Origin of the sequence: Sporosarcina sp. ZBG7A (assembly GCF_000813425.1) — a bacterium.
Lineage (GTDB): Bacteria > Bacillota > Bacilli > Bacillales_A > Planococcaceae > Sporosarcina.
This window is the reverse complement of record NZ_JWIB01000007.1, coordinates 140,175-162,040: the sequence shown is the minus strand read 5'-3', so window position 1 is coordinate 162,040 and position 21,866 is coordinate 140,175. Positions and strand designations below refer to the sequence as shown.

The 21,866-nt window shown below is 41.3% G+C and carries 23 protein-coding genes and 1 riboswitch; of the genes, 21 read left to right on the top strand and 2 right to left on the bottom strand.

Annotated elements, in window-relative coordinates:
- Positions 1-16: 16 nt before the first annotated feature.
- Both lysA and RL70_RS02280 read left to right on the top strand, forming a co-directional pair.
- Positions 17-1,342, top strand: a complete 1,326-nt coding sequence (gene lysA, locus RL70_RS02285; RefSeq protein WP_039041809.1) for a diaminopimelate decarboxylase — start codon at positions 17-19, stop codon at positions 1,340-1,342.
- A gap of 177 nt (positions 1,343-1,519) precedes the next feature.
- Entirely contained in the window at positions 1,520-1,888 is a 369-nt protein-coding gene (locus RL70_RS02280) for a GNAT family N-acetyltransferase (protein ID WP_039041808.1), read from the top strand.
- On the opposite strand, the gene RL70_RS02275 is transcribed toward RL70_RS02280, so the two are convergent.
- Positions 1,885-2,397, bottom strand: a complete 513-nt coding sequence (locus RL70_RS02275) for a DUF309 domain-containing protein (RefSeq protein ID WP_039041807.1) — start codon at positions 2,395-2,397, stop codon at positions 1,885-1,887. The two genes, RL70_RS02280 and RL70_RS02275, sit on opposite strands and share 4 nt — an antisense overlap.
- A gap of 52 nt (positions 2,398-2,449) precedes the next feature.
- On the opposite strand from RL70_RS02275, the gene RL70_RS02270 reads away from it, so the two are divergent.
- The 12 genes from RL70_RS02270 (at position 2,450) to RL70_RS02215 (ending at position 14,688) form a co-directional block, all read left to right on the top strand.
- Positions 2,450-3,211: a segregation/condensation protein A gene (locus RL70_RS02270; RefSeq protein WP_039041806.1), complete on the top strand. Its 762-nt coding sequence runs from the start codon at positions 2,450-2,452 to the stop codon at positions 3,209-3,211.
- Positions 3,204-3,809, top strand: a complete 606-nt coding sequence (gene scpB / locus RL70_RS02265) for an SMC-Scp complex subunit ScpB (RefSeq protein ID WP_039041805.1) — start codon at positions 3,204-3,206, stop codon at positions 3,807-3,809. The genes RL70_RS02270 and scpB overlap by 8 nt, the downstream gene beginning before the upstream one ends.
- Positions 3,810-3,814: 5 nt before the next feature.
- On the top strand, positions 3,815-4,810 hold the full coding sequence (locus RL70_RS02260; RefSeq protein ID WP_231567217.1) for a D-alanyl-D-alanine carboxypeptidase family protein: 996 nt from the start codon (positions 3,815-3,817) through the stop codon (positions 4,808-4,810).
- 215 nt (positions 4,811-5,025) lie between these two features.
- The gene (locus RL70_RS02255) at positions 5,026-5,757 is read left to right on the top strand and encodes a pseudouridine synthase (protein WP_039041804.1); all 732 of its coding nucleotides are present in this window, start codon (positions 5,026-5,028) and stop codon (positions 5,755-5,757) included.
- 126 nt (positions 5,758-5,883) lie between these two features.
- On the top strand, positions 5,884-6,411 hold the full coding sequence (gene resA, locus RL70_RS02250; RefSeq protein ID WP_039041837.1) for a thiol-disulfide oxidoreductase ResA: 528 nt from the start codon (positions 5,884-5,886) through the stop codon (positions 6,409-6,411).
- Between the two features lie 15 nt (positions 6,412-6,426).
- The gene (locus tag RL70_RS02245) at positions 6,427-8,082 is read left to right on the top strand and encodes a cytochrome c biogenesis protein ResB (RefSeq protein WP_039041803.1); all 1,656 of its coding nucleotides are present in this window, start codon (positions 6,427-6,429) and stop codon (positions 8,080-8,082) included.
- Positions 8,082-9,266, top strand: a complete 1,185-nt coding sequence (gene ccsB / locus RL70_RS02240; RefSeq protein ID WP_039041802.1) for a c-type cytochrome biogenesis protein CcsB — start codon at positions 8,082-8,084, stop codon at positions 9,264-9,266. The genes RL70_RS02245 and ccsB overlap by 1 nt, the downstream gene beginning before the upstream one ends.
- A 162-nt stretch (positions 9,267-9,428) precedes the next feature.
- Positions 9,429-10,148 carry a response regulator transcription factor gene (locus tag RL70_RS02235; protein WP_025784926.1) on the top strand — a complete coding sequence of 240 codons (720 nt, stop codon included), beginning with the start codon at positions 9,429-9,431 and terminating at the stop codon, positions 10,146-10,148.
- A complete protein-coding gene (locus tag RL70_RS02230; RefSeq protein WP_039041801.1) occupies positions 10,145-11,911 on the top strand; it encodes an ATP-binding protein in 1,767 nt (588 codons plus the stop codon). Before RL70_RS02235 ends, RL70_RS02230 begins: the two co-directional genes overlap by 4 nt.
- A 59-nt stretch (positions 11,912-11,970) precedes the next feature.
- Positions 11,971-12,522 (top strand): sigma-70 family RNA polymerase sigma factor, encoded by a 552-nt coding sequence (locus tag RL70_RS02225; protein ID WP_039041800.1) that lies wholly within the window; start codon positions 11,971-11,973, stop codon positions 12,520-12,522.
- Entirely contained in the window at positions 12,500-13,705 is a 1,206-nt protein-coding gene (locus tag RL70_RS02220; protein ID WP_039041799.1) for a hypothetical protein, read from the top strand. The genes RL70_RS02225 and RL70_RS02220 overlap by 23 nt, the downstream gene beginning before the upstream one ends.
- Positions 13,706-13,777: 72 nt before the next feature.
- Positions 13,778-13,910: riboswitch (FMN riboswitch) on the top strand.
- 196 nt (positions 13,911-14,106) lie between these two features.
- Positions 14,107-14,688, top strand: a complete 582-nt coding sequence (locus RL70_RS02215) for an ECF transporter S component (protein WP_025784918.1) — start codon at positions 14,107-14,109, stop codon at positions 14,686-14,688.
- 43 nt (positions 14,689-14,731) lie between these two features.
- Here RL70_RS02215 and RL70_RS02210 read toward each other — a convergent pair whose 3' ends face one another.
- Positions 14,732-14,989, bottom strand: coding sequence for a ferredoxin (locus tag RL70_RS02210; RefSeq protein WP_025784917.1), 258 nt, complete (start codon positions 14,987-14,989; stop codon positions 14,732-14,734).
- Between the two features lie 107 nt (positions 14,990-15,096).
- Here RL70_RS02210 and RL70_RS02205 point away from each other — a divergent pair, with 107 nt between their 5' ends.
- The 7 genes from RL70_RS02205 (at position 15,097) to sleB (ending at position 21,813) form a co-directional block, all read left to right on the top strand.
- Positions 15,097-16,143: a helix-turn-helix domain-containing protein gene (locus RL70_RS02205; protein WP_039041798.1), complete on the top strand. Its 1,047-nt coding sequence runs from the start codon at positions 15,097-15,099 to the stop codon at positions 16,141-16,143.
- Complete coding sequence (locus RL70_RS02200; RefSeq protein WP_039041797.1) at positions 16,143-17,579, top strand: ATP-dependent DNA helicase RecQ; 1,437 nt, start codon at positions 16,143-16,145, stop codon at positions 17,577-17,579. The genes RL70_RS02205 and RL70_RS02200 overlap by 1 nt, the downstream gene beginning before the upstream one ends.
- Positions 17,580-17,658: 79 nt before the next feature.
- Positions 17,659-18,339 (top strand): LysM peptidoglycan-binding domain-containing protein, encoded by a 681-nt coding sequence (locus tag RL70_RS02195; protein WP_039041796.1) that lies wholly within the window; start codon positions 17,659-17,661, stop codon positions 18,337-18,339.
- Positions 18,340-18,400: 61 nt separating this feature from the next.
- Positions 18,401-19,207 (top strand): metallophosphoesterase, encoded by an 807-nt coding sequence (locus tag RL70_RS02190; protein ID WP_039041795.1) that lies wholly within the window; start codon positions 18,401-18,403, stop codon positions 19,205-19,207.
- Positions 19,200-20,174, top strand: a complete 975-nt coding sequence (locus tag RL70_RS02185; protein ID WP_039041794.1) for a YpdA family putative bacillithiol disulfide reductase — start codon at positions 19,200-19,202, stop codon at positions 20,172-20,174. The genes RL70_RS02190 and RL70_RS02185 overlap by 8 nt, the downstream gene beginning before the upstream one ends.
- 59 nt (positions 20,175-20,233) lie before the next feature.
- Positions 20,234-20,905: a glutamic-type intramembrane protease PrsW gene (prsW, locus tag RL70_RS02180; RefSeq protein WP_039041793.1), complete on the top strand. Its 672-nt coding sequence runs from the start codon at positions 20,234-20,236 to the stop codon at positions 20,903-20,905.
- Between the two features lie 113 nt (positions 20,906-21,018).
- Complete coding sequence (gene sleB / locus RL70_RS02175; protein WP_039041792.1) at positions 21,019-21,813, top strand: spore cortex-lytic enzyme; 795 nt, start codon at positions 21,019-21,021, stop codon at positions 21,811-21,813.
- The last annotated feature ends 53 nt before the right edge of the window (positions 21,814-21,866 follow it).

Below are 21,866 nucleotides of genomic sequence, written 5' to 3'. Positions count from 1 at the left end.
AGTGGAGGCGTAACCGATGGACTTATACGGAACTCAAAAGGTGAACGACAAAGGGCACTTAGTCATTGGTGGCACAGATGCGATTGATCTTGCACATGTTTATGGCACACCGCTTGTAGTCTATGATACTGCGTTAGTTCGTAAGCGAGCAGCAGGTTTTCAAAGTACGTTTAAAGCGATGGGGATAGAAGCACAAGTTGCTTATGCAAGCAAAGCGTTTTCTTCGGTTGCCATTTATGAACTCGCCGCACAAGAGGGATTGTCCCTAGATGTTGTTTCAGGCGGAGAATTGTTTACAGCTGCGAAGGCTGACTTTCCTAGAGAGCGTATTCACTTCCATGGAAATAACAAAAGCTATATGGAATTAAACTATGCGTTTGATGAAAAAATAGGTTGTATTGTTGTAGATAACTTTTTAGAGCTGTCCATGGTGAAGGAGATCGCATCTACCCGAAAACAGCAAATGAACATCTTGCTGCGAGTTACGCCGGGTGTAGAAGCTCACACTCATGAATTCATTACGACTGGGCAAGAAGATTCCAAATTCGGATTCGACTTGAAAAACGGACAAGCAGACAAAGCATTTGATCTTGCCTATGAGGCACCATATTTACAATTGCTAGGACTCCATTGTCATATTGGATCTCAAATCTTTGAGACGGATGCATTTACCCATGCAGCAGAAGCATTAATGAAAAAAATGCAAGAGTGGAAAGAAAGCCATTCGTTTGTTTGCACAGTCCTGAACTTAGGTGGAGGATTCGGAATCCGGTATACGGAAGATGATCAGCCGCTCGAACCTTCTCAATATGTAGAAAAAATGGCAGAAGTCGTCCTTGGATTATCAAAAAGTTGGAACTATCCTCTTCCGAAAATTTGGATAGAGCCAGGTCGGTCACTTGTAGGAGATGCAGGGACAACTCTCTACACAGCAGGAAGTGAAAAAGAAGTGCCAGGAATTCGCACATACATTGCAGTCGATGGAGGCATGTCGGATAATATCCGCCCCGCACTCTACGATGCAAACTATTCAGCGGCTGTTGCAAATCGGATGTTGGATCCGCATGATACAACCGTTACGATAGCAGGGAAATGCTGTGAATCAGGGGATAAGCTCATTGTGGATGCAAAACTTGCGGACGTTGCTGAAGGCGATATACTAGCAGTGTTTTGTACAGGAGCGTATACGTATTCGATGGCGGGAAATTACAATAGACTTCCTAGACCTGCTGTAGTTTTTGCAGAAGAGGGACATCACCAACTCGTTATCCGACGAGAGACTTATGAGGACATTACTCGTTTAGACCTCCCCCTTCAGCAGAAGGTGAGGAAAGAATCGTAATGAAAAAGCGTAACCTTTTATTGTTTTTGGGAATTGTCATTATGGCATTAGTTTGGGGAGCGGTATATTGGTATTTAGTTGTACCGATTATTGATCCACGCTAAGACCCAAGTTGATAAATGATCGACAATCCTGTAAAATCGAGCAGATAGTATTATTGAAAGTGAAGGGATACCCATGAAACTTGTTCGTTATAAAAAAGCGTATCACAAAATAGCGATGGGATTTCTTTCATACAGTTCCGGTGACCAGCCTGTCAAACACCTCCAAGAAACCATGGCCCGTTATGAGACAGATGATAACTGGGAAATGTATTTGGTGAAGGAACAAGAAGATCTCATTGGAATTGTCGGTGCAGAAGTTGCAGACCAGTCATTTGTCGTTCAACACCTATCCATCAATCCTTCTTTTAGGGGCGAAGGAATCGGTAAAGAGATGGTTGCCAAACTGCAAGAAGAATTTCCGGACAAAACTCCCTATGGGAATGAATATACGGATGCATTTGTTAGTAAATGTGTTCTGGAAGAAACAAGAGCGGAACGCTAACGTCCGCTCTTCTTCTTTTCGTTGCGAAGTTTTAGAATATCACTTCTGTCACGAAGCATATGTTTATGAATAACGTCATCGCTGCCGGGTGCCAGTAAATATAGGTTTTGTTTGGTTTGGCGGACTAATTCAATTAGTTGCTGAGATTGGATAGTGAGATCCATTGCACGAAACGTATTTCCATTTGAGATTTCAGATTTGGCAGAAGCAACGTCTTGAATAAGTTGGTCAAAATCAACTACTTCCAAATATTCATCGTATTTGGATGGAAGAGAGGTGAATCTCTGATGCGCCTTGGTGATTGTTCGTAAAGCTCCATCCAGATTCCCGCGTCTCCAGTGATACATCCCCGTAGACAGCAAAATATAAGCAGTAAGTGGATGTGCCTTTGAGTATCCAGGAATCGACTTCCAATATTCTTCTAATACTTCATGGCCCTCGAAGTAATCTTGATTGTCATTAAAATATACAAGAAACTCCACGAAGAGCGGATGAAAATAAGGATGCATACAGTCACTCCTATTCTTTAGTCCATCTGCTGTGAGCAGAAAAGGTGAAAAAATGTCTTATAATGTAAAACTAGAAGCATTCGAAGGTCCGCTTGATCTATTGCTGCATTTAATTAACCGATTGGAAATTGATATTTATGACATTCCAATGGCGCAGCTGACAAACCAATACATAGAACACTTGCATGCGATGCGTGTACTCGAACTTGATGAGCTAAGTGAATACTTGGTTCTTGCCGCCACATTGATAGAAATCAAAAGCAAAATGCTACTTCCTGTGCATGAAGGGGAGGTTTTCGATGACGAAGGGCAAGAGTTCGACATGGAAGAGGACCCCCGCGAAGAACTGATTGCACGAATACTTGAATACAAAAAGTACAAAGAAGCAGCTGTGCAACTGAAAGAATCAGCTGACGAACGTGCTGTCCACTATACTAAACCCCCCACTGAAGTGGAAGCATACGGTATCGTGGCTCCAATCGATTCGGGTGATGAACTCAACGTGTTTGATCTTATCGGTGCGTTTCAGCGCATGCTACAGCGTAGGAGATTGAAAGCGCCTATGTCTGCCAGTATAACAAATAATGAAATTTCTGTCGGTGATAAGATGGATGAGATTATGAGTCGAGTAGAACGTAAGGGTGGTACTTGTGATTTTGAAGAGTTGTTTGAAGAAGGAGACATTAGTGGTTTAATCATCACATTTTTGTCAATTCTTGAACTAATGAAACGAAGTGATATTATCGTAGAGCAACATGGGAATTTTGACCGATTACAGATTAGAATGCAATTGGAGGAACAAACGTATGAATGAGGGTGACATCCTAACAGCTACCATAGAAAGTTTCCTTTTCGTTGCAGGCGAAGAAGGACTGACCTTAAAACAGCTTGCTGCACTGACTGTCTGTACAGAAGGTGAAGTGACAGATGCATTAGAACGGTTGCTAGCAGGATACGAAGAACGGAGAACTAGCGGGATTACGCTACGTCAGTACGGAGGGGTCTTTCAGCTTGTTACTAAAGCGGAATACGCAGAGGATGTAAAACGATTGTTTGAAAATCCTCCATCTAAAATGATGACTCAAGCAGCGCTTGAGGTACTGGCGATAATTGCTTACAAACAGCCGGTTACTCGTGTTGAGGTAGATGATGTCCGCGGTGTAAAATCCGAACGAGCTATCCAGACACTTGCTTCCAAAGGGTTCATCATGGAAAAAGGCCGTTTAGAAGCGAGCGGGCGCCCGATTCTATATGCAACAACGGCATATTTTTTAGATCGTTTCGGACTCAATTCTCTTGAAGACTTGCCACCGCTCCTTCAAGAAACAGAGGAAGATGAAGATACAGACTTATTTCTAACCAAGTTTCAAGACATATTAGAAGCCCAAGAAGAAGGAGGAAATAGTTTTTGAAAAAAGTGCTGGCTATACTGATGCTATGTGCTTCAATGGTGCTCATGCCCATTCCAACAGCGACGGCTGCAGTAACTTCATCATGGGTGGTCATTGATGCTGATACAGGAAGAATATTGGATGGAGACAATCCACACGATCAGTTACCGATTGCGAGCTTAACAAAAATTTGGACCGCTCTGACGTTTATTGAATCAGGTGTAGCCGGTGAAGAAATAGAGATTTCACAGCAGGCAGCATCAGCGGAAGGATCGTCGATATACTTAGAGCCGGGCAGCACCGTCCCAACAAAAGATGTACTGCATGGACTCATGCTTCGATCAGGAAATGATGCAGCCATGGCACTAGCTGAGCATGCAGGTGGATCTGAAGAAGGGTTCGTTCATCTTATGAATGAACAAGCAGATCTTTATGGACTAAAGGATACGCACTTTACCAATCCTTCAGGTCTTCATGATGAACAGCATTTGTCGTCTGCTTATGATACTGCGATGATGCTCTATTTTGGGATGAAAAATAAAGAATTTAAAAAGATTGCTTCTACGGAGCAGTACACCAGGACGGGCAAACAACCGGGAGTCTGGGAAAACAAGCATCGGCTTATCACATCAGACACAGACGCGGTGGCAGGTAAAACTGGTTTTACGAAAGCGGCAGGCAGGACGTTGGCCACTTACTTCGAGAAGAATGGGAAGAAAGTGATTGTCGTTACATTAAACAGTGGGAATGATTGGAACATTCATAAATCGCTTTCAGCGAAAGTTTTCCAGGAGTATTCTGTTGTAACTGTTGCTAAGAAAGGTGAGTATTCGGTCTTGCCTGGCGTTACCGCCAAGTTGAAGAAACCTATAAAAGTGTTGCTCAAACCCGAAGAGAAGAGTAAAGTTAGTTCAGTCATGCTAATTCCGCGAGATGAGACGCAATCATCACTAGGACAATGGACAGTCTCCCTGGACCAAGAGCCTTTAGTGACTGTGGAAGTTGAACTAAAACGCAAATGAGATCTTTTGTACGAAAAAGATGACTAAGAAAAGTTGAAACTCTATGAAGCAGAGGACTACTTAAAGCCTCTGTTTTTTCTTTTTTTCTTGAAAAAGGGACGAGCGTTATGGGAAGAGGTCAATTTCCTTTGTTTTAAGCAGGTTTTATGCGGTCTTCTTTTCATTTGCATAAAAATATGACATAATTTTTTAGACTGAAGAATGAGGTGACGGAAATGGAAAGACTACAAAAAGTATTAGCACGAGCTGGTGTTGCATCCCGCCGAAAAGCTGAAGGGTTAATCCTGGAAGGCAAAGTTAAAGTGAATGGATCCGTTGTAACGGAACTTGGAACAAAAGTGACAAATTCAGATAGAGTGGAAGTTGAAGGTATCCAAGTCGTAAAAGAAAACTTCGTTTACTATTTATTGTATAAACCAAGAGGCTACATTTCAACGGTTCACGATGAAAAGGGACGAAAGACAGTACTGGATCTTATGCCAGGCGTTGAACAACGGATTTTCCCTGTGGGACGACTTGATTATGACACGTCAGGTGTAATCATCATGACGAATGACGGTGATTTCTCTTACACAATGACACATCCTAAGTTCGGAATACGGAAGCAATACATTGCAAAAGTGAAAGGGATTCCAACTCGGGAAGCACTCAAGAAGCTCGAGCATGGAATTGAATTAGAAGACGGCTTAACTGCTCCTGCAAACGTTAAGATGCGTTCAATGGATAAGAAAGCGCAAACTGCACTCATTGAAATTACAATTTCTGAAGGCAAAAACCGCCAAGTTCGTCGTATGTTTGACGCTATCGGATGCCCGGTTGTGAAATTACGACGGGAATCATTTGCATCCCTTACCACATTAAGTTTGAATGCAGGTGAAGCGCGTGAGTTGACTACTCATGAGGTAAAACAACTGCGTGTTCTTGCGGAAACCGGTAAAATTGGATAAATTGTGACACAAATGTTTCACAAAACACTCACGAACGAAGCCGATTAGAAAACACATCTTTGTTATAATGAAGGATGCTATGCACGTTTCGAAATACCAAAGTTAGGAGGGAGCGAAGTGGCTAAGATGGACAAAAAGAAGAAGCGCCTATTCATTAGGGGAGCGATCTTACTAGTCTTGGCGGCGGCCATTGTCTTTGCACTTACTTCTAAGAAAGAAACAAAAGTACTTGCTGTCGGAGATAAAGCGCCGAACTTTGAACTACAGGATATGAATGGGAAGAAAGTAAAACTTTCTGATTATGAAGGACAAGGAGTGTTTTTGAATTTCTGGGGTACATGGTGTCCGCCTTGTAAAAAAGAAATGCCGTATATTGAAAAGCATTTCAAGGAGTTCACTAACAAAGGTGTCCAAGTTCTTTCTGTTAATATCGCTGAATCTGAGTTTAAAGTGAATACATTTATAGACCAATACGGACTAACATTCCCTGTTCTGATCGACAAGAACAAAAGTGTGAGCCGAAATAGTTATAATGTAGTCCCATTGCCTACGACAATGCTGATCGATAAAAATGGTGTTATTAAACAAATTGTTACTCGAGAAATGAGCGAAGCTGAAATTGTGTCTCTTATGGAGAGCATTCAACCCGAATAAGGAGCATGGTATCCAATGAGTAAAATTAAATGCCAGTGCGGTCACGAAAATCCTTTCGGAACCGTCCTTTGCGAAAAGTGTGGTCGCCCGCTTACTGATGAAGCGAAAAAAAGTGAAATGGTCGACATGCGTTATGAAGGATCCGCAAGACGTTCGCAAACTTATAAAAAATCAGTCATCGATAAGATTTGGAACTTCTTCTCTAGTGTTAAAATTGGTGTCAGTATAATTATTGCAGTTCTAACGACGTCAGCAATTGGTACAATCTTTCCTCAAAAGTTCTATGTCCCAGTGAGTGGGAATGATCCTTCAGAGTATCTGGAATATTATGAACGCCTTTATGGTACTGTTGGGAAATTGTATTATCAGCTTGGATTTTATGATATGTATAACAGTTGGTGGTTCAAGATTTTAATTGGCATGCTTGGAACGTCAATTATTATTGCCAGCTTGGACCGGGTTATTCCGCTTTACAAATCATTAACAAAACAGCGGACGAAACGTCATCCATCCTTTATGAAGCGTCAGAGGATTTACGGGGAAAGTGATGTCTCTGATTCTGATGAATCTCTTAAAAATGCTGAAAAAGCTCTAAAGGATTTACACTATAAAGTAAAGGTCGAAGATGGTGCAATCCTCGCTGAAAAAAATCGGTTTGGACGTTGGGGCCCATATGTTAACCATACAGGACTTATCATATTTTTATTAGGTGTGTTAATGCGAGGTATACCAGGGTTTTACGTCGACGAAACGATGTGGATCCGCGAAGGGGAAACACGAGAAATTCCTGGAGCACCTGGATACTTGCTTGAAAATGTTGACTTCTCTGTAGAAACGTATTCGCAAGGTGAAGCGGACGAAGTTTTCGGTGAGGCGCTCGAAAAAAATGGTGCAATCGTGAGCGAGTTCAAGTCTGATGTTAAACTCTATAAAGAAAAAGAAGGTTCTCTGCCAGGTTCTTCAGATGTTGAATTCATGAAAGAATATCCTATCATTGTCAACAAACCATTGAAATTTGATGGGTATAGCATTTTCCAAATGGATTACAAAACAGGTGAATTGAAAACAATGACGTTCTCCTTGATGAACAAAAAGACAGAACAGTCTGTTGGAGAATTCACAGTCGATCTTAACGAGCCGGCTAAAGAATACGATCTTGGGAATGGAACTTCAATTGAACTCATGGAATATTTTGCAGATTATGATGGGATTGTCGATGGACAACCTTCATCAAAGTCACCTATTCCGAACAACCCGGCATTTATATTTAATATGAAGACTCCTGAACATCCAGATGGCGAGAAGAGTTTTGTTGCTATTCGTCAGACTCTAGAAGTTGAGCCAAATGATTACGAGGCTAAGTTCCTCTCTGCTGAAACTAGAGATGCATCTGGTCTCACAATCCGTAAAGACAAGACACTTTATATTCTTTTGTTAGGTGGAATCGTCTTTATGATTGGTGTAATCCAAGGGTCATATTGGCAGCATAGAAGAATTTGGATTCAAAAAGGATCGGGTTCTGAGATGATTATTGCAGGACACACCAACAAAAACTGGTATACACTTAAAAAAGATTTGGATAAAGTAAAAGAAGTAGCTACTCTTCCAGCGTATACCGATAAGCAGGACAAAGAAGCTGTCATTGATACGACGGAAGGAGAGACAAAATAATGGATTACGCGGCATTAAGTGCGAATTTACTGCTAGTATCATTTATCGCCTACCTGGTCGGCACCTTCTTTTTCGGAGGGGCAGTCAAGGTTTCTAAAACAGAAAAAACCTACAAAGATAGTATGTGGGGGAAAATCGGGATTGTAGTTACAATCATAGGTTTTGTTTCTCAACTTGGATATTTCATAACCCGCTGGATTGCATCGGGACATGCTCCTGTTAGTAATATGTTTGAATTTACAACTGCGTTCAGTATGATGCTTGTCGGATCATTCATTCTCATTTTCTTTATCTACAAAACACCTTCTCTCGGTTTGTTCGCGCTTCCCATTGCGATTGTCATTATCGCATATGCTAGTATGTTCCCTAGAGAAATCACACCACTAATTCCAGCACTGAAGAGTTATTGGTTAACTGTACACGTTATTACAGCAGCGCTTGGTGAATCTATTCTTGCTATTAGTGCGGTAGCCGGACTGATCTACCTAGCAAAGAACGTAGACTTGACAAAGAAGTCTAAAGAACGATTTTGGCTTGAAGCAGTTATGTTCACTGTTGTTTTAGTTCTTGGATTTGTTGTTTCGTCAACAGCGTTCAGCCTTTCAGGTTATGAAGCAGACTTTACGTATGTCGACAAAAACGGCAAAGCTTCTGAAATGACGTATAACATGCCACCTTTGTTTGGCATGAGTGAGTACGAACAGCTCACAACAGATACAATGAAACCATGGTTCGAAATGCCAGCAATCGTCAATGCGAAAACATTAACTACATTTGTATGGTCGCTATTTACGGGAATCATCCTCTATATACTGATCAGACTCATTTTCCGACGACCAATTGCGGCACTCTTACAGCCATTCGCAAAGAAAGCCAATTCACAACTGATGGATGAAATTGGTTATCGATCGGTGCTCATCGGATTCCCTGTATTCACACTCGGAGCTCTTATTTTTGCAATGATTTGGGCACACGAAGCGTGGTCACGATTCTGGGGCTGGGACCCGAAGGAAGTATGGGCTCTCATCACTTGGCTCTTCTACGCAGCTTTCTTGCACCTTCGTCTATCACAAGGTTGGGAAGGCAAGAAATCAGCATGGCTTGCTGTTGCTGGATTCGTCATTATCATGTTCAATCTAGTAGCCGTCAATCTGATCATCGCTGGTCTACATTCATACGCATAACAAAAACTGTGCAGCAAAATCCGCTGCACAGTCTTTTTACGCTTTAATTCCCTGAAATCCTACACAATGTGCAATGTATTAGAGGCAAATAGGTGTACTAGTTTCTTTTTTCACGCTGGACAAGTACAATGAAAGAAGTAGTTTTGAAAGGAGCAATCGTCAATGGATGAAAACTTAAAATTGCTCGTCGTGGACGACGAAGACCGAATTAGACGGCTTCTTACGATGTATCTCTCTCGTGAGGGATATGAAATGGACGAAGCATGTGATGGTGCAGAAGCGCTTGAAAAAATTGAAGAAAATCATTATGACTGTATCTTACTTGACGTCATGATGCCTGAAAAAGACGGAATGGAAGTTTTGGAAGAACTAAGAATAGCTGAAAACCAAACCCCTATTATTTTATTAACTGCAAAAGGGGAAGAATCTGACCGGGTCACAGGGTTCGAAACAGGAGCGGATGACTATATCGTCAAACCATTCAGTCCCCGTGAAGTGGTACTCCGTGTAAAAGCGCTATTACGACGCGCGGGTTCATTTAACGGATCTCCGAGCGCTGCAACCTCTAAAGACTTAGTCGTATTTCCGCAACTAACAATTGACCACGATGCACATCGAGTCACGGCAGAAGGTAAAGAGGTTAGCTTGACACCAAAAGAGTACGAATTGTTGTATTTCTTGGCGAAAGCGCCAGACAAAGTGTTTGACCGCGAGCAGTTGTTGAAAGAAGTATGGCACTACGAATTTTTTGGTGACCTCAGAACCGTGGATACTCATGTGAAGCGCTTAAGAGAAAAGCTGAACAGAGTTTCTGAACAAGCAGCCAAAATGATTGTAACTGTATGGGGAGTCGGCTATAAGTTTGAGGTACCGACTGAATGAATAGAATATGGAATTCAATCGTCGGGAAGCTATGGGCAACCATATTGCTTCTCGTTTCATTTGTCCTGTTTATTGTCACGGCATTGTTATTAGAGTTCTTTGATAACTTCCATACACGTCAAGCTGAAGAAACACTTGCACGTGAGGCGAAAACAGTTGGGAGTATTATCATTGACCACGAAAACGAATCTGCTATGAAACTCGTCGTCAACGATATTCTGAATAACGGCACTCATGCCATGGTTGTTGGTAACGATGGGCAAGTCGTTTACTCATTCCATGAGGGAGTGGCAAATGTTGAATCGATTGAAGAGAAGATTTTAAGTGATAAGTTATTCAGCGAAAAAAATGAGGACGAGAATTCCTCGAAACAAATGATTCTTCCTTCTTTAACTGAAAAAGAAGTTTCAGAACGCTATATTGTATCATCCACACCGTTGCCAAATGAAGGTGAAGGCTACGTTGTTGTATACCAAAGTTTTGAAGCAATCCATGACACGACCAAATGGACAACGCATATCGTATTACTTTCTGCTTTTATCGCTTTCATATTAACGACATTTTTCGCATTCTTCCTTTCAACACGAATAACCCGACCTTTACGGCAGATGAAGGAAGCTGCTTTCGAGTTATCAAAAGGAAATTTTGACGCCAGAATTCCGGTGAAGCAAAATGATGAAATTGGTCAACTCTCTACAGCGTTTAACCAAATGGGTCGACAGTTGAAGTACAACGTGGAGCTCATTAAACAGGATAAAGAACAATTATCGAGTATTTTAACGTCTATGACAGATGCAGTAATTACGTTCAACCGGGATAACACAATTCTGCTCAGTAATCCCCAAGCAGAGAATGTTTTACAAAAATGGTCATTTATCAATCAAGACTCAAAAGAACTGTTGCCTCCTGAAATCATTCATATGTTGGAGCATGCTGTCATGTTTGCAGAGGAAGTGGATGCTGAATTAGAGCTTGGGAAAAGATTTTTTGTGGTGAAAATTAGTCCCTTATATAGCAAAAATAGCATTCGAGGAGCAGTAGCGGTCCTTCGGGATATGACAGAGCAACACCAGCTTGACAAATTGCGATCTGATTTCATTGCAAATGTATCTCACGAATTAAGAACACCTATCTCCATGCTTCAAGGATATAGCGAGGCGATACTTGACGGGGTTCCTGAAACTGCCGAAGAAAACCATGAAATGGTGAAGATCATTCATGATGAATCTCAGAGAATGGGTCGATTGGTGACAGATTTGCTTGACCTAGCACGGATGGAATCTGGACATATGCGTTTGTACAAATCGGAAATGGCTGTTATTCCATTTTTAGAGCGGATGCGTAACAAATTCATGCAAGTTGCGAAGGACGCAAACGTCGATCTTGAAGTTGAGGCTAATGGATCTGAAATGCTACATTTGCAAGCGGATGAAGATCGAATTGAACAAGTTTTCACCAATTTAATCGACAATGCAATTCGTCATACACCTGACGGAGGGCGTGTAAAACTTTCTGTTGAAAAATATCCTAAATCCGTTGCTATCTCTGTAATTGATACAGGGAGTGGAATTCCTGAAGAAGATTTACCCTTCGTATTTGAACGTTTCTACAAAGCTGACAAGGCTCGAACGCGTGGTAAAAGCGGAACAGGTCTTGGCCTTGCAATTGCGAAAAATATTGCGGATTCTCACGGTGGAAGTATAAGTGCAAGAAGAGGTGAGAAGGAAGGCACGATCTTTACATGTGTGCTACCTCTAGAGTAATTTAACATGTAACTTTAGCAGTATATGGCCGTCAACTTATGTGAACGAGGAGGATTATTGTGGACGACTCCGTATTTCATCATTTATATGAAACGTATCATCATGATGTATTTAACTTTCTGACATACTTGACGAAAAATCGTCTACTTGCAGAAGACTTATCCCATGAAGTCTACGTGAAAGCGATTCGTGCCTATTCCTCGTTTGAGGGACGAAGCAGCGAAAAAACTTGGTTGTTTGCCATCGCTAAGAATGTATCGATCGATTATTTCCGGAAAACGAAAGTACGTAGTAAGCACGACGCTATATTTTTCGACTGGGACAAAGATGACTTAAAATCGACAGACAAGACGCCGGAGCAACAATCGATTGATAATGAACAAATGCGTTCGGTTCTTGAAAAACTGGATTCGTGTACGCTAGATCAGCGTCTTGTCATCATAATGCGCTATTTCAATGACCTGTCGATTTCAGATACAGCTGAAGTGCTTGGATGGTCTGAAGGAAAAGTGAAAACAACGCAACATCGCGCACTGAAAAGCTTAAGGACAAAAGTAACTTTGGCAGGACTAGAGAGGGGGGAGCCGAGTGAATCACGAACAAAAAGATGATGAATTGGAAAAGCTCCTTCACTCTATGCCGAAATTAAAGGATGAGCGATCTGAGGAAGAAGTACTGGAACGTTTGAAGAATGATGAGCGACTTACTAAAAGACCAGCCACGCCGTTGCGCAAGAAAAACCGCGTTGTTCCCTTAATAGTGGCAGTAGCAGCAGTCTTGCTAGTTGCGATACTAATCCCTTCTTTCATGAGCTCTATGGACACTGGGAAGCAATCAGCAGATGAGGCGTCAATCCAAAGTGATTCAGAGGGTGTGCCTGCAGCTGCAAGAGAAGAAAAAGAGATGGAGAACTTTTCAAAAGATGCTAGTTCAAAATCTGCCGTTTCAATGGGAGATGCTACTCAATATGCCGTTTATCCAGCTGATTTGGATGGAGGACGCATATTGCATATAGGGTTACAGGATGCTCAGGCTGTCAGTATTCCAGTGTCTATTCTTTTGTCAAAAGAACAGTTAGAAGCTAAAGGGCTAACGGGAGAGTCGACAGATCTGGAGCTTTACGAGGCATTTACTGGAGAGTTGGATGAGCAAGCGCTAGGTTTTAAACCGATGCACCCAATAGATGCGACATTTTCTGAAAAAGGAAATCAGCTTAGCGTCCTACTTAGTGATACGCATGAGTATGACTCGTCAACTGCTATACAGGAAGTGTTTCTTCACTCCTTGATGCAGACTTTCCCATCATATCGTGATATTCGAATATTAGATGATTCTGGAAAGCCAGCAGAGTTTGATCAAGTAGGTCAGCTTGAGCCGATCGATATACAAGTAGAACTAGCCAATACTCCATACTACGTCTACAAATTAGAAGATGGTCGAAAGGTGCTTTCACCAAACTCCATGTATCAAGCAGAGTCATTTAAAGAAGCCCTTCAACTCATGCGAACAGCACCAAATGGCCAGTATGATCCTGTGATTCCAAAAGAGATGGATTTCACTGTCATAGTAAATGATGGAATTGCTGAAGTTGAATTTAACAACAACTTACAACTAGATTCCTTACCAATGGATGAAGCAAGTCAACTAATTGATGGGCTTGCGTTAACAGCGGCTAGTTTTGATCTTCAGCTAAAAGTAGTCAATGTTGAACCATTGGATTGGAATGGATTGAATTTCAGAGCACCTCTCAAAGAGGTGGTCGGAGCGAATCCGATGCCACTTATTTTGAAGTAACAGTCAATCTGTAAACATACAAGTTTACAGATTGTTTTTTTTTCTATATACTAGTGGTGTAACAAAATATTGATTCATCTTCGGGGCAGGGTGAAATTCCCGACCGGCGGAAATGGAAGCGAAAGCTTTTTAGCCCGCGAGCTTAACAGCTGATTCCAGTGAGATTCTGGAGCCGACAGTATAGTCTGGATGGGAGAAGGTGAAGGCGAAGCCGTCTTTTTGTCTGTTAGGCAACGGCTTATTTAAGTGCGAGCATTCTATTGGGTGCTAGTGTCTTATTTAAACACGTCTACACACTCCCTTTAGCATGAATTTGCTGAAGGGTATTTTTGTGAAGACAGGCGAAAGATTAGGCAGATCCTTTCCTCTTTGTGAAGTGAATCGCAAAAGGAGAGAGTAGTATGAATAGCAAGAAATTACGGGTGATGATTTTAGTCGCCATCCTAGGTAGCATTTCCACAGTACTCATGCAGTTTAACTTCCCGCTACCAGCACTACCAGGTTTTTTGAAGATCGATTTTAGTGAAATACCCGCAGTATTAGCGGTGATGACGCTAGGTCCGGTCGCAGGAATTCTTGTAGAGTTATTGAAGAACGTTCTCTACTGGTTCTTATCAGGAAGTCCGACAGGTGTACCTGTTGGGGAAATAGCTAATTTTGTGACTGGCGTATTGTTCATCATGCCGATCTACTTTATTTTCAACAAATTCCGTACCTCGCGTGGCTTGACTGTGGGACTTATATCAGGCACAATTTCCATGGCAGTTGGCATGAGTCTGTTAAATTATCTAGTCTTCTTGCCGGCATACACGTATTTCTTAAATGCACCGCCAGTAACTGGAGACGGACTTTATACAATGATCGTCTTAGGTATCTTGCCGTTCAACCTAATTAAAGGTGCTATATTAATGGGGATCTCCTTACTGCTATTTAAAAGTATGCAGAACTGGATTTCTCAACAACATCGCAAATTATCGGTTTGAAATAGAAAAACAGGCTACCCGCTAAAATGCGGGTAGCCTGTTTTTAGTCTTCATATTTAAGTGGATCGCCTTCGAATGGATCATCTGCAATTTTGATAGAGTCTGTTGGACATCCGTCAAATGCATCTTCAAGGTCCTCCAGCAGTTCTTCTGGAACTTCAGTATTTCCCGTGTTATCATCGAGGATAACAAACGCAATTCCTTCATCATCATAATCATAAATATCAGGCGCTGCAGCTCCGCAAGCTCCACAAGCGATACATGTGTCCTGATCTACGATAGTAAACTTTCGAGTAGACATGTTCGTTCTCTCCTCTTTTCTTCGCACTAGCAACTAGGTACTTCATCCATTCTAAAACGGTTTTCTACAGTTTTCAACCTTTAACCACTAGAAAGTAGGGATTCTTAGTGAAGTTGAGTTCAATAATTTTAAAGATCGCAGAAAAAATGGATGGGCAAAGGTCTTTAAATGCGAGTTTACATGTCTTACGTGGAAAGCGTTCAGGGCAAACACTCCAAGATATCGATTATTTTTCAATAAAACCATATTTTTCGCTACTCCCGAAACTAGCAGATTCAACTTTTGCAGAAGCTGTCAGGGCCCTTCAACATGAAGGATTGATAAGAGAAAGTGAAGGCATTGTAACAGTCACGGAAAAGGGAAAGCGAACGGAAAAAGAACTACGAGTTTTTCACTTTGATGGCTGGAATTATAGAGGAAGGGAAGAGATTTTCTTTTTGAGATTGGTCTTACTTGTACAAACGCTATCTCAGTTACGAGAATCCCGAAATTCTTTTCATCCAATTACGAATGACCGTAAGATCCAGCAGTTTGTGAAAGAAGTATTAAGAAGTCTTTACGATGCAAGACAGAATAGCGCACGTTATTTAGCAGGTGAGCTGCTACTAGCTTTGGAAATGACCGGTATTTCTGACCTTCAAGCATCCATATTGAGTCACCGCTTAACCGGTGTGGACGCTTCAGGCTGGACGTGGGAGCAACTTGAAGAAGCAACAAGCGAACCTGTCGCCAGTTTACAACTCGAATATTTAGAAGCGCTACACCGATTAATTGCTGTATCTGAAAGTGAAGAGTTTGCTGAAAAACTCCCGATATTACATAAGCTTGCATATGGTATTCGTATTGAAACACCACTAACAGATTCGACCGCGATTACAAAAAAGTTGTTTGACCAAGGAGTGTCTATTGAAGAGATTGCAAGTACACGTCAGTTAAAAGTGAATACCATTGAGGATCATATTTCAGAAATTGCAGCGAATGATAGAGATTTTCCCATTTTACGATTTGTAAAACGTGAAGATCAGCTAGCGGTCAAGATGGAAGTGAAAAACAATGATGTCAAACGCCTACGTCTTCTGAAAGATAAGTTTCCTCATTTATCCTATTTTCAGCTTCGTCTTATTATGAGTACAATGAAAGGAGAACACGTGTAATGGAGCTTCATCATGAACTTAAAGTACGATTTGGATTTGACGAATTTCGACCAGGCCAAGAAAGTGTCATACGCTCAATATTGGGACGAAATGATACACTTGCAATACTGCCAACCGGAATGGGGAAGTCGTTGTGCTATCAGCTGCCTGGTGAGATGCAGGATGGGCTTGTCCTCATCATATCCCCACTCGTTTCTTTGATGGAAGACCAGGTGGCGAGTATTCGCAGGCGTGGCGAAAAGCGCGTTGCGGCAGTTAATTCATTTCTATCATCTGAACAACGAAAATACATATTTGATGAAATTCATAAGATAAAATTTCTATTCATCTCTCCTGAAATGATTAGTCGCCCTGATATGACAAATTTTTTGATGAGATTACCGATTTCAATTCTAGTGGTGGATGAAGCCCATTGTATTTCCCAGTGGGGGTTCGATTTTCGTCCAGATTATTTGCGTCTAGGAGAGTTCATCCACTTAGCTGGAAATCCTCCAGTTTTAGCGTTGACCGCTACTGCTGATGCGAGAGTAGAAGCAGATATCATCCACTACTTACAAATGTCTAAACCGACCGTCATTCGCCAGTCCTTGGATCGACCTAATTTAACGTATGCGGTTCAACAACTGGAAACGGAAGCTGATAAGACTACATGGCTGAAAGAACGATTAATAACGACTAAGGGTCCCGGAATTATTTATGTTGCCTCGAGGAAACGTGCGGAAGAACTGACACGTGTACTTCAGCAAGAAGGAATTACGATTGCTTCGTACCATGCAGGAAAAGAAGCAGGGGACCGTAATATTATTCAGCAACAATTTCTGACTGGGGAAATATCTTGGATTTGTGCAACTAATGCATTTGGAATGGGCGTACATAAAGACGATATCCGGCAAGTTATTCATGACCAAATGCCGGCATCTGCAGCTGCGTATGTTCAAGAAGCGGGCCGTGCGGGTAGAGATGGAGAGAGGTCCAGTGCAATCTTGTTGTATGTTACAGACGACGAGCAGAAAGTTCGTTTCATTGTGCAAAAGGATTTGCCTGATGAACCACAAGTCCATCATTTTATGGCGATGCGGGCTTCTGGTCAGTCGATAGAATCTTCAGCAGAACTTGCGGGGATTTCTGAAACGGGATCCAGAGTTGTTCAGTATTATCTGGAATCACTCACTTTAGAAGATGTTCTTAAAACGTTCACAAAATTAAAGTACGACAAAGAAGAAAAGTTAAGGCAAATGATTGCCTATGTACATGAGAAGACCTGTTTACGAGGGAAGTTACTCTCTTATTTTGATGAGACATTTCAGACGAATCCTGATATGTGCTGTTCCGTATGCGGCACGGCTAATGACGATTGGCTTTTAAGCAACGAGAGTTTAGGAAATCGAAGACGACTCCTACAATGGGAGGAGAGAATTCAACTACTGCTTTGTTAGGAGACCTTATTGCCGTTTACTTTTACGACAAAATTCGTCATAATAAAGATATAGTAATAGGGGATAGGAGAATGCCACTATGACAAAAAGTGACTATAACTCAGAGTTCGAAGAAAATAGAAAAGAGATCGACTTAGGTGAGGATACTAAAGCAGATCTGCCCTCTCGCGTTAAATTACGTCAGAATAAGAATGCGACTCCTAAGCGGAATAAGAAAGAATCTAGCAAAGGTCTCACGCTCATCAATGTTATTCTTGTTCTCTTTACATTAATCCCGATTGGAATATTTGTGTATGTTCTTTCAGATTTGTATAATCCTAAAGACGATACTACCGTCAATATTGATAAATCGGATGTGAAATATGAACTTGGTTCAAGTCAGTCACCGAATTCTTTGAATGATGTGGCGTCCGATTCTAATGAAAAAGAAGATGACGATTCGAAAAAGGATGACACCGCTAAAAAGGATGAGAAAACGGATTCACAGAAGTCCGAAAATAAGCCTGTAGCCACACCAAAACCGGATCCAAAACCAGAAACGAAACCAGACCCAAAACCAGATCCAAAACCAGATCCAAAACCAGAAACAAAACCGGAAGAGAAGCCAGCTGCAAAATCACATACCGTTCAACCGAGCGAAACGCTTTATCGAATTTCGGTCACTTATTATGGTTCGGGTAGTGGGGTTGAGAAAATTAAAGCGGCAAATGGTTTATCATCAAATTCAATCAGCGTTGGACAGACGCTGGTCATTCCTTAATTACAAATTTCGAAAAGGCAAAGTACGCTAACTTTGCCTTTTTCATATGGTAGGTGGATGTATGAAAAATGTTTGGATTGGAATACGTGTGTTATTCACGTGTTTAAGCTTATTGCTTGGATGTATGTTTTATAGTGCACATAAGAATTCTATAAAAACCCACCGCATGAAAGTAAAAAATTCCTCCAAAGCCGACTCACAACTTAATGTATTTTTTATAAGTGATGTGCATCGCAGAAGAATACCTACTAAACTGTTAGACAAAGTCCGATTACGGTCCAGTTCAGTTGATCTAGTTATTATTGGTGGTGATGTGGCTGAGAACGGTGTCCCATCAGAAAGAGTGAAAAGTAATGTGGAAAAGCTATCTACATTAGGACCGGTTTACTACGTATGGGGAAATAATGATAGAGAAATTGGAGAATCCGTCATTCGAGAAATTATAAAGGGCGTCGACGGAACAATACTTGATAACGAAAGTGTTCGCATCCCGGAGCATCCAGATTGGATTATTAGTGGTGCAGATGATCCTTCGAGTGGAAATACAAACTTACAAAAAGCTGTGTCATACACTGAAGAGTATACGTATCAGCTTATTGCAGTTCATAATCCTTCGTTGTTCAAAAAACTTCTCCAGATTTCTAATCCTGAGCTTCTCCTAGGTGGCCATACACATGGAGGACAAATTCGCTTTGGACCTTTTGGAATGCAACCACAGGGAGAATTTAAGGATGAAAAGGAACATGCACAACTGATAAGCAATGGTTTTGGCACAACGTTGGTTCCACTACGTTTTGGGGCTCCCCCTGAAACTCATCTTATTAAAATTGAGTATAAAAAAAGGAGTGAAACAAGTCGACATGCTTAAAACAGATGCCATTATTATAGGAGCAGGTCCTTGTGGACTATCTGCTGCTATTCATTTACAACGTTTAGGTCTTGATGTGTTGCTGATTGAAAAGGGAAGTATTGTAAACTCGATTCACAGCTATCCCACACATCAGACATTTTTCAGTTCAAGTATGAAATTATCAATCGGTAACATTCCATTTATAACTGCGAAAGATAAACCTCAACGTAATGATGCGCTTGTTTACTATCGAACAGTTGCCGAACTTGAACAATTAACGATAAACAGTGGTGAAACAGTTCTATCTGTTGAAAAAACAGGGCAAGTGTTTCATCTCACAACGGATAAGGGTGTGTATGAAGCTTCATACGTTGTAGTTGCTACAGGTTATTACGACCAACCTAATCGCCTTGAAGCTGTCGGTGCCGACTTACCAAATGTTCATCACTATTTTAAGGAAGCGCACCCATACTTCCGAAAGAATGTAGTAGTCATCGGAGGAAAAAACTCTGCAGTAGATGCTGCGCTTGAGCTTGAGCGAGCAGGTGCTAACGTGACAGTTGTTTATCGCGGTGCCTCTTACTCACCTAGTGTGAAGCCCTGGATCTTACCTGGGTTTGAAAGTCTGGTGAATAACGGGAAAATCAGAATGATTTTTCAAGCTACTGTAGAAGAAATTAGGAGAGATGCAGTCCGGATCCGTACCGAGACAGGCGTTGAAGAAATCGAGTCGGATACTGTGTTTGCAATGATTGGTTACCACCCGGACTACAATTTCCTAGGAAGTATAGGAATCGAGTTGGAACAGGAAAGCGGATGCCCATTATATAACGAGGAAACGATGGAAACCTCAGTAGAGGACCTTTACATTGCGGGTGTGATTGCTGCCGGTAATAATGCAAACTCAATCTTTATTGAGAACGGACGGCATCATGGAGAGGCCATTGCTTTATCGATTTCCGAAAAGATGAAAGCAAATTGTTAACAGAATAGGTAATTGTTTCTGTATTTGTGATATAATCACCCTGATTGGGGGTGCGAAGCTTGATAATTTTGTTTACAGTTGCAATCGCTCCGTCACTGGCATTATTTAGTTATCTTTACTTAAGAAAAGAAATTTCAAGGGAACCTTCGCGCACTCTTTTTCAAGCCTTTGTTTACGGAGCAGTCATGACGTTTCCGATTCTGTTCGTTCAACATGTTTTCGTCGAGGAACAGGTCTTTACCAATGAATTTTTACAGAATACTGTATTCACAGGTGCTTTGGAAGAATTTTTTAAATGGCTAATTTTATTAGTCTTTGTTTACAAAAATTTTGAGTTTGAAGATGTGTATGACGGAATTCTTTTCGGAGCCAGTGTATCGCTAGGGTTCGCGACAGTTGAAAATATCCTGTTTTTGTTTACATTTGGGCTGGATACGGCGTTCATTCGTGCGTTATTGCCGGTTTCCAGCCATGCATTGTTCGGTGTTGTTATGGGATACTATTTTGGAAGATCGAAATTCGCAGTGGCGGATAGAAAAAAATGGAACTTATTAATTGCGTTGATTTTTCCATTTGTGTTACATGTTACCTACAATGCAATTTTGGAAATTCATGATCTATGGTTATATTTAATGATTCCATTCATGTTGTTTTTATGGTGGTTCGGACTTACAAGAGTGAAATACGCACATGTTTTTGCAATGAGACAAATTCAAAAAAGAGCACGATGAAAACCATCCATTATTATTGGATGGTTTTTTTGTGTGGAAATGGAACAACGCGTCATAATTCCACCGATTTAGGACAGTCTAAAGGTACAAGAAGAACGACTGGAGGAAACGACATGAACAAAACAATACGCACAATGTTGATTGGATTGCTCTTTTTTGTAGGTATTCAATTGTCACTTTCAACTGACACTCACGCTTTCACGGATCGGGGACTTGCTAAAGGGACTAAAGGAGACGATGTTATTGAACTTCAAGCTAGGCTTCAATATATCGGGTTCTTCAAGGGTAAGATAGACGGAAATTTTGGGTATCAGACGTATTGGGCTTTACGCGAGTTTCAGGAGAAGTATGGGATGCCTATAGATGGTATCGCAGGAACTAAAACGAAGAAAAAGTTAACTTCGGTTTCTTCGTATGACAAGAAATTTGTCATGGACAATATTAAGGCTGGTAAAGAATTTACTCATTATGGAGGCAAGCCGTTGTCGTCTCAAGTTAAAGGGGGGGCTTCTAATTCAAAACCAAGTACCAATACCCAAGTCCCTTCAAAATATAGTGAGGACGATCTTAAGCTATTAGCGAATGCTGTATATGGTGAATCCCGAGGGGAACCTTATGAAGGTCAAGTGGCTGTAGCAGCTGTCATCTTAAATAGAATCGAGCATCCTGACTTTCCGAATACGGTTGGTGGTGTGATTTTTCAACCAGGTGCATTTACAGCTGTTTCAGATGGTCAAATTTGGCTAGAACCTAATGAACGAGCAAAAGAGGCAGTAATAGATGCAATGAATGGATGGGATCCTTCAGAGAACGCAATTTATTACTTTAATCCGATAACTGCTACAAGTAAATGGATCTGGTCACGCCCTCAAATTAAGAAAATAGGGTTGCACATTTTTTGTAACTAACAAGAACTTCTTACTTGTCGTGAAACTATAACTAATACAGAAAGCAGGTGTAG